Origin of the sequence: Erwinia sp. QL-Z3 (genome assembly GCF_004551645.1) — a bacterium.
Lineage (GTDB): Bacteria > Pseudomonadota > Gammaproteobacteria > Enterobacterales > Enterobacteriaceae > Erwinia > Erwinia billingiae.
This window is the reverse complement of record NZ_CP037950.1, coordinates 1,492,868-1,505,588: the sequence shown is the minus strand read 5'-3', so window position 1 is coordinate 1,505,588 and position 12,721 is coordinate 1,492,868. Positions and strand designations below refer to the sequence as shown.

The 12,721-nt window shown below is 56.3% G+C and carries 11 protein-coding genes; 5 read left to right on the top strand and 6 right to left on the bottom strand.

The genetic code is table 11. From position 1 onward, the window contains the following. The first annotated feature begins 2 nt into the window (after nucleotides 1–2). Together trmH and recG are read left to right on the top strand one after the other, a co-directional pair. Nucleotides 3–701, top strand: a complete 699-nt coding sequence (gene trmH, locus E2F51_RS07545; protein ID WP_053145252.1) for a tRNA (guanosine(18)-2'-O)-methyltransferase TrmH — start codon at nucleotides 3–5, stop codon at nucleotides 699–701. Next, a complete protein-coding gene (gene recG, locus E2F51_RS07540; RefSeq protein WP_134824839.1) occupies nucleotides 698–2,779 on the top strand; it encodes an ATP-dependent DNA helicase RecG in 2,082 nt (693 codons plus the stop codon). Before trmH ends, recG begins: the two co-directional genes overlap by 4 nt. A 6-nt stretch (nucleotides 2,780–2,785) precedes the next feature. Here recG and E2F51_RS07535 read toward each other — a convergent pair whose 3' ends face one another. Next, nucleotides 2,786–3,448, bottom strand: coding sequence for an SDR family oxidoreductase (locus E2F51_RS07535; RefSeq protein WP_134823136.1), 663 nt, complete (start codon nucleotides 3,446–3,448; stop codon nucleotides 2,786–2,788). Between the two features lie 160 nt (nucleotides 3,449–3,608). Between E2F51_RS07535 and E2F51_RS07530 the strand changes: the two genes are divergently transcribed. The 3 genes from E2F51_RS07530 (at nucleotide 3,609) to rluF (ending at nucleotide 7,725) form a co-directional block, all read left to right on the top strand. Next, nucleotides 3,609–4,997, top strand: coding sequence for an NCS2 family protein (locus E2F51_RS07530; RefSeq protein ID WP_013200080.1), 1,389 nt, complete (start codon nucleotides 3,609–3,611; stop codon nucleotides 4,995–4,997). 128 nt (nucleotides 4,998–5,125) lie between these two features. Then, nucleotides 5,126–6,808 carry an AsmA family protein gene (locus E2F51_RS07525; RefSeq protein ID WP_134823135.1) on the top strand — a complete coding sequence of 561 codons (1,683 nt, stop codon included), beginning with the start codon at nucleotides 5,126–5,128 and terminating at the stop codon, nucleotides 6,806–6,808. A 38-nt stretch (nucleotides 6,809–6,846) separates the two neighbouring features. Next, entirely contained in the window at nucleotides 6,847–7,725 is an 879-nt protein-coding gene (gene rluF, locus E2F51_RS07520) for a 23S rRNA pseudouridine(2604) synthase RluF (RefSeq protein ID WP_013200078.1), read from the top strand. Between the two features lie 16 nt (nucleotides 7,726–7,741). Here rluF and fabY read toward each other — a convergent pair whose 3' ends face one another. The 5 genes from fabY to typA all read right to left on the bottom strand — a co-directional run bounded on the left by fabY (nucleotide 7,742) and on the right by typA (nucleotide 12,598). Beyond that, entirely contained in the window at nucleotides 7,742–8,680 is a 939-nt protein-coding gene (fabY, locus tag E2F51_RS07515) for a fatty acid biosynthesis protein FabY (protein ID WP_041691835.1), read from the bottom strand. A gap of 56 nt (nucleotides 8,681–8,736) precedes the next feature. Next, complete coding sequence (gene dtd, locus E2F51_RS07510; protein ID WP_053145240.1) at nucleotides 8,737–9,174, bottom strand: D-aminoacyl-tRNA deacylase; 438 nt, start codon at nucleotides 9,172–9,174, stop codon at nucleotides 8,737–8,739. Further along, nucleotides 9,171–10,043 (bottom strand): virulence factor BrkB family protein, encoded by an 873-nt coding sequence (locus E2F51_RS07505; protein WP_013200075.1) that lies wholly within the window; start codon nucleotides 10,041–10,043, stop codon nucleotides 9,171–9,173. The genes dtd and E2F51_RS07505 overlap by 4 nt, the downstream gene beginning before the upstream one ends. Further along, nucleotides 10,044–10,640 (bottom strand): glucose-1-phosphatase, encoded by a 597-nt coding sequence (gene yihX, locus E2F51_RS07500; RefSeq protein ID WP_013200074.1) that lies wholly within the window; start codon nucleotides 10,638–10,640, stop codon nucleotides 10,044–10,046. A 134-nt stretch (nucleotides 10,641–10,774) separates the two neighbouring features. Next, on the bottom strand, nucleotides 10,775–12,598 hold the full coding sequence (typA, locus tag E2F51_RS07495; protein WP_134823134.1) for a ribosome-dependent GTPase TypA: 1,824 nt from the start codon (nucleotides 12,596–12,598) through the stop codon (nucleotides 10,775–10,777). Nucleotides 12,599–12,721 lie beyond the last annotated feature (123 nt).

Below are 12,721 nucleotides of genomic sequence, written 5' to 3'. Positions count from 1 at the left end.
GCATGAATGCTCAACGCTATGCCCGCATCCTTGAGATGCTGGCCGCCCGCCAGCACGACCTGACCGTTTGTATGGAGCAGGTTCATAAGCCCCATAACGTCGCCGCGGTGATCCGTACCGCGGATGCGGTTGGCGTGCACGAAGTCCATGCGGTCTGGCCCGGTAGCCGGATGCGCACCATGGTCTCGTCCGCTGCAGGCAGCAACAGCTGGGTCCAGGTGAAAACGCACAGCAATATTGCTGATGCCGTCGGCCAGCTCAAAGGCCAGGGGATGCAAATTCTTGCCACCCATCTTTCTGATAAAGCCGTCGATTTCCGTGAGATTGATTACACCCGCCCTACCTGCATTCTGATGGGGCAGGAAAAAACCGGCATCACCCAGCAAGCCCTCGACCTTGCTGACCAGGACATCATTATCCCGATGATCGGGATGGTGCAGTCGCTGAACGTCTCTGTGGCCTCGGCCTTAATCCTCTACGAAGCCCAGCGCCAGCGGCAAAACGCCGGCATGTATCAGCGACGGGAAAGCACGCTGGAATACAGCGAGCAGCAGCGTTTACTGTTCGAAGGCGGTTACCCGGTGCTGGCGCGCGTCGCGAAGCACAAAGGTCTGCCTTACCCGGAAATTAGCGACGTCGGTGAAGTGATCGCCGATGCCGAATGGTGGGACAGCATGCAAGCTTCGGTACGCAGAAAATGACCGGCCGCCTGCTCGATGCCGTCCCGCTGAATTCGTTGTCTGGCGTTGGCGCAAGTCAGGCAGGCAAACTGGCGAAGCTGGGGCTGGTAACCGTGCAGGATTTATTGCTGCATCTGCCGCTGCGTTATGAAGACCGCACCCAGCTGTACGCGATTAACGATCTCCTTCCCAATATTTATGCCACGGTAGAGGGCGAAGTGCTGCAAAGCGACATCTCCTTCGGCCGTAAGCGCATGCTGACCTGTCAGATCAGTGACGGCAGCGGCATCCTCACCCTGCGCTTCTTCAACTTCAACGCTGGCATGAAAAACAGCCTCTCTCCAGGCAAACGCGTCACCGCGTATGGCGAAGTGAAACGTGGCCAGCGCGGCGCGGAGATTATTCATCCCGAATATCGCATCCAGGGTGACCATAGCGGGGTTGAGCTGCAGGAGACGCTGACACCGGTTTACTCCACCACCGAAGGCATCCGCCAGGCGACGCTACGCAATCTGACGGACCAGGCATTGGCTCTGCTGGATACCTGCGCCATTGCCGAACTGCTGCCGCCCGAGTTAAGCCAGGGCATGATCAGCCTGAAAGACGCACTGCGTACCCTGCACCGTCCGCCGCCGGATATGGCGCTCGCCGATCTGGAGAGCGGTAAGCATCCCGCTCAGCGGCGGCTGATTATGGAAGAACTGCTGGCGCACAATCTCAGCATGCTTGCCGTCCGCGCCGGTGCCCAGCGCTACCATGCCTTATCAATGCCTGCACGCCATGACCTGAGTAACAAATTACTGGCCGCGCTGCCCTTCAGCCCGACGGGTGCCCAGGCACGCGTGGTGCGTGAAATTGAGCAGGATCTGGTTCACGACTATCCGATGATGCGTCTGGTTCAGGGCGATGTGGGATCGGGCAAAACGCTGGTCGCCGCACTCACCGCGCTAAACGTCATCGCTTACGGTAAGCAGGTTGCCCTGATGGCGCCGACCGAACTGCTGGCTGAACAGCACGCCAACAACTTCCGTCAGTGGTTTGAACCGCTGGGGATTGAAGTGGGCTGGCTGGCAGGAAAACAAAAAGGCAAAGCCCGACTGGCGCAGCAGGAAGCCATCGCCAGCGGTCAGGTGTCGATGATCGTCGGCACCCATGCCATTTTCCAGGAGCAGGTGCAGTTTAACGGGCTGGCACTGGTGATTATTGATGAGCAGCATCGCTTTGGCGTCCATCAGCGCCTCGCTTTGTGGGAGAAGGGTGAAGAGCAGGGTTTCCATCCGCATCAGCTGATCATGACCGCCACGCCCATTCCGCGAACGCTGGCGATGACTGCCTATGCTGACCTTGATACCTCGACGATTGATGAACTGCCGCCGGGCAGAACGCCGGTCACCACGGTTGCCATCCCCGATACCCGCAGGCCGGACATTATCGCCAGGGTGAAAAGCGCCTGCAGCGATGAAGGGCGTCAGGCGTACTGGGTATGTACCCTGATTGAAGAATCTGAACAGCTAGAGGCGCAGGCCGCAGAAGCCACCTGGGAAGAACTGAAGCTGGCGCTGCCAGAATTGAACGTTGGACTGGTGCATGGGCGCATGAAGCCGTCGGAAAAGCAGGCGGTGATGCAGGCCTTTAAGCTGGGTGAGATCCCCCTGCTGATCGCCACCACGGTGATTGAAGTGGGTGGGGATGTGCCGAACGCCAGCCTGATGATCATTGAGAATCCCGAGCGGCTGGGCCTGGCCCAGCTCCACCAGCTGCGCGGCCGCGTAGGCCGTGGATCGGTCGCATCGCACTGCGTATTGCTGTACAAAGCGCCGCTGAGCAAAACGGCGCAAAAGCGCCTGCAGGTTTTACGCGACAGCAATGACGGCTTTGTGATTGCCCAGTGCGATTTGGAAATTCGTGGGCCAGGCGAAATGCTCGGCACCCGGCAGACAGGTAATGCGGAATTCAAAGTGGCGGACCTGCTGCGGGATGCCGCAATGATCCCCGAAGTTCAGCGCGTCGCCCGCCACATCCACCAGCATTATCCGACTCAGGCGCAGTCGCTGATTGAGCGTTGGCTGCCGGAAACGCAGCGCTATACCAACGCCTGAATCCCGCTATCGGCCGCTGTAAGCCGCCATTTCTGCCACGGCATCATTAACCGCCTGCTCGCCGGCCGTCAGCTCGATGATCACCCGGTTGACCTCAGGATGATCGATCAGGCTGTGCAGCACGGCGGCAACGTCCGCTCTTGGCACCGTGCCATAAGGGATCGCCAGACCCAGCCGCACTTTTCCACTGCCAGAGCCATTCACCAGCGTACCCGGACGCAGAATAACCCAATCCAGCGCGGTGGCGGCCAGCATCACATCGGCCTGCTTCTTCACCTGCATATAGTGTTCAAAGGTAGGCGAGAGGGTTTTCGCCCGACCGGCTTCCGGAAATGCGGAGACCAGCAGAAAGCGTTTGATCCCTGCCAGCCTGGCCGCTTCGGCGGCAAACTTGCACCCGCGCCCATCAATCCCGTCCGTCTGTTCGATACCGGCACCGGCAGCGCCGGCAGAGAACACCACCGCATCACAGCCTTTCATCACCTCGGCCAGCTTTTCCCCGCTGGTGTTCATCAAATCCACATTTACCGGCTTAACCCCATCGGCGACCAGGTCATCCCCCTGGCTTTCGCTGCGGTAAACACCGGTCACCTGATGCCCGGCTTTGACCAGACTCTTTCTTAAACGGCTTCCGACGCCACCCGTTGCACCAATAATAAATACCTGCATGTGTTCCTCTCTCAGTGGACGTAGTTACCCTTAGTCTAGCGAACAGCGCGCCGTTTCGCTGGGTGAAGGCTGAACAACCGAACTATAACGCCCGGCAAACGTTTGCTTTTGCCCACCAGACGATTAAAATCGCCACTTTCTTCGTCAGAGAAGCCAGAGAATGTCCGCCAATATCCCCGATGCAGCAGCCAGCCGTAACCCAATACCTGCGGTGAAAAGTGAATTAATCTACCGTCTGGAAGATCGCCCTCCTCTGCCGCAAACCCTGTTTGCAGCCTGTCAGCATCTGCTGGCGATGTTTGTGGCGGTGATCACCCCCGCATTATTGATTTGCCAGGCGTTGGGCCTGCCGGCGCAGGATACGCAGCACATTATCAGCATGTCGCTGTTTGCGTCGGGCGTGGCTTCCGTACTGCAAATTAAAACCTGGGGCCCGGTTGGTTCGGGTTTGCTGTCGATTCAGGGAACCAGCTTTAACTTCGTCACGCCATTGATTATGGGCGGAATGACGCTGAAGAATGGCGGTGCCGATGTGCCCACCATGATGGCCGCGCTGTTCGGCACGCTGATGCTGGCCTCCTGCACGGAAATGATCCTTTCCCGCTTCCTGCATCTTGCCCGCCGGGTAATTACCCCGCTGGTGTCAGGCATTGTGGTAATGATTATCGGCCTGTCACTGATCCAGGTTGGCCTGACGTCGATTGGCGGTGGCTTTGCGGCGATGAACGATCACACCTTTGGTGCGCCCAGGAATCTGATGCTGGCGGGTGCGGTGCTGCTGGTGATTATTCTGCTTAACCGCCAGCGAAATCCTTATCTGCGCGTGGCGTCTCTGGTGATTGCGATGGCCGTCGGCTATCTGCTGGCCTGGGCGCTCGGTATGCTGCCCGAAAACAGCGCTCCGGTCAGTCAGCCACTGATCGCGGTTCCAACGCCGTTCTATTACGGCCTGGGCATTGACTGGAACCTGCTGATCCCGCTGATGCTGGTATTTATGGTGACCTCGCTGGAAACCATCGGTGATATCACGGCAACGTCAGATGTCTCCGAGCAGCCGGTGAGCGGACCGCTGTATATGAAGCGCCTGAAAGGCGGCGTGCTGGCTAACGGGCTGAACTCTTTCGTCTCGGCGCTGTTTAATACCTTCCCTAATTCCTGCTTCGGCCAGAACAACGGCGTGATCCAGCTGACCGGCGTGGCCAGCCGCTACGTTGGCTTTGTCGTGGCGTTAATGTTGATTGTGCTGGGTCTGTTCCCGGCGGTGAGTGGCTTTGTGCAGCATATTCCGGAACCGGTACTGGGCGGCGCGACGCTGGTGATGTTCGGTACGATTGCCGCTTCCGGGGTGCGCATTGTTTCCCGCGAGCCGCTAAATCGCCGGGCGATCATGATTATGGCGCTGTCACTGGCAGTTGGCCTGGGCGTTTCTCAGCAGCCGCTGATCCTGCAATTTGCTCCTGACTGGTTGAAAACGTTACTTTCTTCCGGAATTGCCGCTGGCGGCATCACTGCCATCATTCTGAATCTGCTCTTTCCGCAGGAAAAATAATCCCGTCTTGTGTCATCCTGTGGTGATTCGCAGAGGGTCCTGGTGCCCTCTGCGTCTTCTGAGAGTTGAGCTTCGATGATAAATCAGGCATAACAACCTTTTACCCGATGTTCACAGGGACAGATGCCATGAAAGTAATCGGAAAAATTCTGCTGACGATTCTGCTGATCCTGCTGCTGGCAGTGGTTGCGCTGTATGTTGTGGTGCAGACCCAGTGGGGTGCCCGCTGGATTAGCCGTACCATTAGCTCACATACCGACTATCAGCTGGCGATGAGCAAGCTGGAGCATAACTTTTCCGATCCTGACCATCTGATCCTGAACGATGTCTCCTTTGGCCACAAAACGCAGCCGGCGATGGTAACCGCTAAACGCGTCGATCTTGGCCTGAGCGTTATCCAGTTTACCCAGCCGCTGCATTTCGCCAGCATCTGGCTGGAAAAAGGCTCGCTGACGCTTTCCGGCAAGGGAAAACTGCTGCCGCTGCAGGCTGACAGGCTGCAACTGAACCAGATGGCGGTGAACAGCCCGGACAGCAGCCTGCCCGTCACGGCAACCCGAGTCGATGGCGGCGTTCTCCCCTGGAAACCGCAGGCCGGCGATTTCATCGGCAACGATGCCAGCTTCCAGATAAGTGCCGGTTCAGTGGAGATTAACGGCATTCCCGCCAGCAATGTGCTGATTCAGGGCAGCATCAAGAATAGGCAGCTGATCATCAGCAATATTGGCGCGGATGCTGCGCTGGGCTCGATCACCGCCAGCGCGCAACGTGATGCTCAGGGAAACTGGGACGTGGCGAATTTGCGCCTCAACAGCATCCGCCTGCAGTCTGATAACACCCTCAGCGGCTTCCTCGATCCGCTGTTAGCGCTGCCGTCAGTGCATTTTGACCGCATTGATATGACCGATGCCCGCCTGCAGGGAACGGACTGGGCAGTGACCGACCTGGATATGGCGCTGAAGAATATCACCCTGAAAAACGGTGACTGGGAAAGCGATGACGGTTCGCTATCGATGAACGCCAGTACTTTTGTGAATGGCAGCCTGGAACTCAACGATCCGATTGTGAACCTGGCCTTCTCGCCACAGGGCGTCGCCTTGACGCAGTTCAGTTCGCGTTGGGTTAACGGTCTGGTCCGCACCGAAGGCAACTGGAACCGCAGTGACAAGAAACTCACGCTGAATGAGCTGGCGATCGCCGGTCTAGAGTACACGCTGCCCCAGAACTGGCGCGAACACTGGATGGCGCGTCTGCCGGACTGGCTGGATAGCGTTGAAGTGACCAAATTTGCCGCCAACCGCAATCTGATTATTGATATTAATCCGGCCTTCCCGTTCCAGACCACCTCGCTGGATGGCAATGGCAGCAACCTGTTGATGGCGAAGGATCATCAGTGGGGGATCTGGTCAGGTAGCCTGAGCCTGAACGCGGCTGAAGCCACCTTTAACCGGGTGGATCTGCGCCATCCGTCAATCGCACTGACCGCGGACGACAGCAAAATCAACGTTACCGAGATGAGCGCGTTCACTAAAAACGGCATGGTCGAGAGCCTGGCGACCCTTTCCCAGCAGCCGCAACGTGCCCTTTCGCTGACCCTGAACGGTCGTCAGGTGCCGGTTAATCTGTTGCACGACTGGGGCTGGCCAACGGTTCCGCTGGAAGGCGATGGCGATCTGCAGTTGAAAGCGCAGGCCAGTCTGGCGGCTGATGCGCCGTTAAAACCGACTGTAAACGGCAGCCTCTCCGCCAGCGCAGGTGACAAAAGCGTGCAGCAAACCCTGCACGCGGGTCAGGTCACTGGCGCGCAGTAACGCAGGTAAGGTATAGTCCGTTTTTTTACGGAGGAACCATGCTGACCAACTCATCCATTCGTCTTAACAAATACATCGGCGAGAGCGGTATCTGTTCTCGTCGTGATGCCGATCGCTATATCGAACAGGGAAATGTTTTTATCAACGGCAAGCGTGCTGCCGTGGGCGATCAGGTCTATGCAGGGGATGTAGTAAAGGTTAACGGTCAGCTGATTGAGCCTCGTAACGAAGACGATCTGGTGCTTATCGCGCTGAACAAGCCCGTCGGCATCATCAGTACCACCGAAGAAGGTGAGCGCGACAATATCGTTAACTTCGTTAACCACAGCAAACGCGTCTTCCCGATTGGCCGTCTGGATAAAGAGTCCCAGGGACTGATCTTCCTGACCAACCACGGCGATCTGGTGAACAAAATCCTGCGTGCCGGCAACGATCACGAGAAAGAGTACGTGGTGACGGTCAACAAACTGGTCACTGACGAGTTTATTGCCGGGCTGGGTGCCGGCGTGCCGATGCTGGGCACGGTGACCAAAAAGTGCAAGGTGAAGAAAGAGGCACCGTTCGTGTTCCGCATCACGCTGGTGCAGGGACTTAACCGCCAGATCCGCCGCATGTGTAAGCACTTTGGTTATGAAGTAACCAAGCTTGAACGCACGCGCATTATGAACGTCAGCCTGAAAGGCCTGCCAATCGGCGAATGGCGTGAATTCACGGATGATGAGCTGATTGAGTTATTTAAGCTGATCGAGCATTCCTCGTCGGAAGAAAACCCGGAGAAGAAAGCCAAGCCGAAGGCTAAACCTGCTGCGGTGAAAAAGCCGACCATCGCCGGACCGAAAACGGCAGAAAAGCCGACCGCCAACGGCGCTGCCCGTAAGCGTTTCGTTCAGCCTGGGCGCAAAAAGAAAGGGCGCTAACTCAGCGCCCCTTCCGTTACCCGCCGGAACCGCCCTGCTCAAGAGGGCCGTCAGCATCGGCGGGTAGCACGATGTAAACCCCTTCAAACACCGCCCCGCACTCTTCATTACCAAACAGCTCCACTTCCAGCTGCACGCGCGCTTTACGTCCGCGCGCCAGCCGATCCAGATCGCCACTCAGCGAGCCTAAATCGGCAACGGCACCCGGTTTCCCGGTAATCGGATGACTGTAACGAATGTGCGCATCGGCAAGAATAATCGTGCCGCCAAGCCGACGTTCGCGCAGCAGCAGCCAGATTAATCCCCAGCCGGTCAGCGTCGCCAGCGAGAACAGGCTGCCCGCGAACAGGGTATGGTGCGGGTTCTGGTTGCCGGTTTCCGGCATGGTGGTAATAAACTTCTGCCCGGTGAACTGCAAGATGCGCACGCCCATCTTTTCACTCAGCGGGATGTGATCGTACCAGGCCTGCTGCAGCTGCCCACACCAGTCGGCACGGTGCAAAATATCGTCGAGTGACATCACCGGTTTGATCATCAGGAAGTGGCGCACCGGCGTGGTTTGCGGCGCGGTAATTTCGCCCTGATTGATGTAGCCCAGCTTGGCAAAGAATTCGACGGCATCTTCACGGGCGCTACAGACCACCCGCTTGGCCCCTTCCTGGCGCGCCACAGACTCCAGCGTCATCGCCACCAGCGTACCCAGCCCTTTGCCCTGCACGGAAGGATGCACCGCCAGGAAGCGGATAGCGGCCTCATTTTCTGCATTGATGTACAGGCGGCCAACCGCAACCGGTTCTCCGCGCTCGTCCACTACCATCTGATGATGCGCTAACGCATCCCAGGCATCCCGCTCTGAGCCCATCGGCTGATGGAGCGGCTTACGTAACATTTCCCAGCGGAACTGATAGTAGGTATCCAGCTCTTCTGCTGTTTCAGGAACCCGAAGGTGATACATAAAGTGGTTCTCTCTCTCTGAGCCCGCAACGCCTCCCTGCCGTTCAGCCAGCTGCCTCAAACCTGCAGCCAGAACGTCACCGGTCCGTCATTGACCAGTGCAACTTGCATATTGGCAGCAAAACGCCCCGTTTCCGTGACCATCCCCTTTTCCCGGCAGCAGCCGATAAAGGATTCATACAGCCGCTCCGCATCAGCGGGATCGGCACCGCCGGAGAAGCTGGGACGCATCCCCTTTTGCGTGTCGGCAGCCAGGGTGAACTGTGAGACCACCAGCAGGCTACCTCCCGCCTGCTGGACATTGAGGTTCATTTTGTCGTTTTCGTCGCCGAAGATCCGATACCCCAGCACCCGATCGCATAACCGTTGGGCTTTCTGCTGGTCGTCGCCTTTTTCCACGCCTAAAAGGATCAGCAATCCCGGGCCGATTTCACCGGTGGTTTCTCCTGCCACCGTCACACTGGCGCTCAACGCGCGTTGAATTAAGGCAATCATAATTCCTCATCTTCTTTTTTTTGTTCTTCTTGTTTTATCAGGCGATAGTCGCCAAGGGTGGCACTGATTTCGGCCCCCAATAAGACGATACACCAGGTCCAGTAAACCCACAGGAACAGGATGGGGATCACCGCCAGCACACCGTAAATTAACTGGTACGAAGGGAACATCGTAACATACAGCGCAAAGCCTTTTTTCCCGAGCTCAAACAGCAGACCGGCCACCAGCGCACCAATCAACGCATCCTTTCCCGCCACCTGGCGGGTCGGCACGATGCTGTACAGCAGCCAGAATGACAGCCAGGAGAGCAGTAATGGGAAAATCCTCAGCCCATAGTCAATCAGCCAGCTGACGCCCGTCACGGACGCCCAGCGCAGCGACAGCAGATACGAGCTGATGGCCAGACTGGCACCCGCTAGCAGCGGCCCCAGCGTCAGGATCATCCAGTACACCGCGAACGAGTAAACAATCGGGCGTTTGCGCTTGCTGCGCCAGATGGTATTCAGCGCGGTATCGATCGAGTACATCAACAGCAATGCCGTCACCACCAGCCCGCAGGCGCCGACCGCAGTCATTTTGTTGACGTTGGCGACAAACTGCTCCAGATAGCTCTGGATCACCGTACCGGAAGACGGCACAAAGTTATTAAAAATAAATGCCTTCAGCTGAACACTGACATTGGCAAAGGACGGAAAGGCAGCAAACAGGGCGAAGACCACCGCCACCAGCGGTACCAGTGACAGCAGCGACACATACGCCAGGTTACCCGCCAGCGTCGTCATCGCATCTTCATCGATGCGTTCCCACAGTAATTTTAGCCAACCCCAAAAAGCCCGCAGCCGGTGGCGGTAATGATTAATACGGCTCATTCAGAAGCGATCGCTAAAGAACATCGGCACCACGCTGGCATCCGTGACGTGCACGCTGTGAATACCCAATGCCTGGGCAGCTTCAATGTTGGCAAGATTATCGTCGAAGAAAATCGCCTCCTGTGCGGATGCATCTTCGGCATTCAGCAGTTGCTGATAGATTTCAGGCTCAGGCTTGCGCAGCCCCATTTCCTGGGACAAATAGAGTTTATCTGCCGCGCTCTGCACTTCCGGGTATTGCGTCGGCCAGAAGGTACAATGCAGCTTGTTGGTATTAGAGAGGATAACAACGCGATCGCCCTGTTCACGCAGCTTGTGCATGATGGCAATCACTTCCGGACGCACGCCGACAAAAACCGCCTGCCAGCCCGCCGCAAACTGTTCGAAGCTTAACGCGACATCCAGCTGTTCGCACATTTTCTCTGCGAACTCTTCATCACTGATTTCACCTCGTTCGTGCTGTTCGAAAGACGCATCCATCTGGAAACGGCTTTGCAATGTAGACAGCGGTACGCGCCCCAGATCGCTCCAGACGCCAAGAACCCGGTTGAAATCAATATCAACAATGACGTTACCTAAATCAAAGATATACAGCATGGTCATCTCCTTTTGTGCCGGTGAGATATTCACTCTAGCGGTAAATCGGGAGACTGAACAGGAGAGGGGGAAAATCAGGGAGAAGAATCAAGGCCGGAGAGCTCCGGCCTTGAGAGTGCAGTGCTTAAAGAGGATTAAGACTCTTTAGGACCACGGCTTGCGCGTTTACGGTCGTTTTCCGTCAGGTGACGTTTACGAATACGTACGGACGTTGGCGTAACTTCAACCAGTTCGTCATCATCGATGAATTCCAGAGCCTGCTCCAGAGACATCTTGATTGCCGGAACCAGCGTGGTTGCTTCATCAGTACCCGAAGCACGCATGTTAGTCAGTTTCTTACCGGTCAGGCAGTTCACGGTCAGGTCGTTTGAACGTGAGTGAATACCGATAACCTGGCCTTCATACACTTCAGCACCGTGGCCGAGGAACAGCTTACCGCGATCCTGCAGGCTGAACAGGGCGAATGCTACCGCTTTACCCTGGCCGTTAGAGATCAGCACGCCGTTCTGGCGCTGGCCGATTTCACCCTGACGAACATCATCGTAGTGGCTGAAGGTGGAGTACAGCAGACCGGTACCAGACGTCATGGTCATGAATTCGGTACGGAAACCGATCAGTCCACGCGCCGGGATCAGGTAATCCAGACGAATACGGCCTTTGCCATCAGGGATCATGTCTTTAACATCACCCTTACGCTCGCCCATTGCCTGCATTACAGAACCCTGGTGCTGTTCTTCGATATCCAGCGTCACGTTCTCGAACGGCTCTTGCATGCGGCCATCGATTTTACGGTTGATAACTTTAGGACGTGAAACGGCGATTTCGAAGCCTTCACGACGCATGTTTTCAATCAGAACGGACAGGTGAAGCTCACCACGACCTGACACGCGGAAGGCGTCAGAATCTTCGGTTTCTTCAACACGCAGCGCAACGTTGTGCACCAGTTCTTTGTTCAGACGGTCAAGGATCTGACGTGAAGTCACATACTTACCTTCTTTACCACAGAACGGAGAGGTGTTTACGTTGAAGTACATGGTTACGGTTGGTTCATCAACGCTCAGTGCTGGCAGCGCTTCAACAGCCTGTGGATCACAGATGGTGTCGGAGATGTTCAGCTCGCCCAGACCGGTGATAGCGATGATATCGCCCGCTTCAGCTTCAACCGCTTCGATACGCTCCAGACCCATGTGGGTCAGGACTTTACCGACTTTACCGTTACGGGTTTTGCCTTCGCTATCTACGATAGTAACCTGCTGGTTTGGCTTGACTTTACCGCGTTTGATGCGGCCGATGCCGATAACACCAACGTAGTTGTTGTAGTCCAGCTGGGAAATCTGCATCTGGAATGGCGCTTCTGCCTCAACCTGCGGAGGAGAAACGTGATCCACGATAGCCTGATACAGCGGAGTCATATCCTCAGCCATATCGTTGTGATCCAGACCAGCGATACCGTTCAGCGCTGATGCATAGATTACCGGGAAGTCGAGCTGCTCGTCAGTCGCATCGAGGTTAACGAACAGGTCAAATACCTGGTCAACAACCCAATCCGGACGCGCACCAGGACGGTCAACTTTGTTGATAACAACGATCGGCTTCAGACCATTAGCAAACGCTTTTTTGGTCACGAAGCGGGTTTGCGGCATTGGGCCATCCATTGCATCCCCAACCAGCAGCACCGAGTCAACCATTGACATCACACGCTCAACCTCACCGCCGAAGTCGGCGTGTCCTGGGGTATCCACGATGTTGATGCGGTAGTCATTCCAATTAATGGCGGTGTTTTTTGCGAGGATGGTAATCCCACGCTCTTTCTCCAAATCGTTGGAGTCCATTACGCGTTCGGTGGCTTCAGTACGGGCGTCAAAGGTCCCGGATTGCTGCAGCAACTTATCGACCAGGGTAGTTTTACCATGGTCAACGTGGGCAATAATGGCGATGTTACGCAAATTTTCGATCACAGCTTTGCCTCAGGCATTAGAAATAGCGCGCTATTGTACACGGATTAATCGAAGGACTGAACAGGATCACAAATTTCAATTAAAGATAACTGTCAGGATTGCTTTTTACACCTTAAACAGTGC

Coding starts and splice junctions, on each gene's coding strand:
- fabY (WP_041691835.1), bottom strand. CDS start 8,680: ATGTATCACCTTCGGGTTCCTGAAACAGCAGAAGAGCTGGATACCTAC.
- E2F51_RS07505 (WP_013200075.1), bottom strand. CDS start 10,043: ATGAGCCGTATTAATCATTACCGCCACCGGCTGCGGGCTTTTTGGGGT.
- E2F51_RS07530 (WP_013200080.1), top strand. CDS start 3,609: ATGTCCGCCAATATCCCCGATGCAGCAGCCAGCCGTAACCCAATACCT.
- rluF (WP_013200078.1), top strand. CDS start 6,847: ATGCTGACCAACTCATCCATTCGTCTTAACAAATACATCGGCGAGAGC.
- E2F51_RS07525 (WP_134823135.1), top strand. CDS start 5,126: ATGAAAGTAATCGGAAAAATTCTGCTGACGATTCTGCTGATCCTGCTG.
- E2F51_RS07535 (WP_134823136.1), bottom strand. CDS start 3,448: ATGCAGGTATTTATTATTGGTGCAACGGGTGGCGTCGGAAGCCGTTTA.
- yihX (WP_013200074.1), bottom strand. CDS start 10,640: ATGCTGTATATCTTTGATTTAGGTAACGTCATTGTTGATATTGATTTC.
- dtd (WP_053145240.1), bottom strand. CDS start 9,174: ATGATTGCCTTAATTCAACGCGCGTTGAGCGCCAGTGTGACGGTGGCA.
- trmH (WP_053145252.1), top strand. CDS start 3: ATGAATGCTCAACGCTATGCCCGCATCCTTGAGATGCTGGCCGCCCGC.
- recG (WP_134824839.1), top strand. CDS start 698: ATGACCGGCCGCCTGCTCGATGCCGTCCCGCTGAATTCGTTGTCTGGC.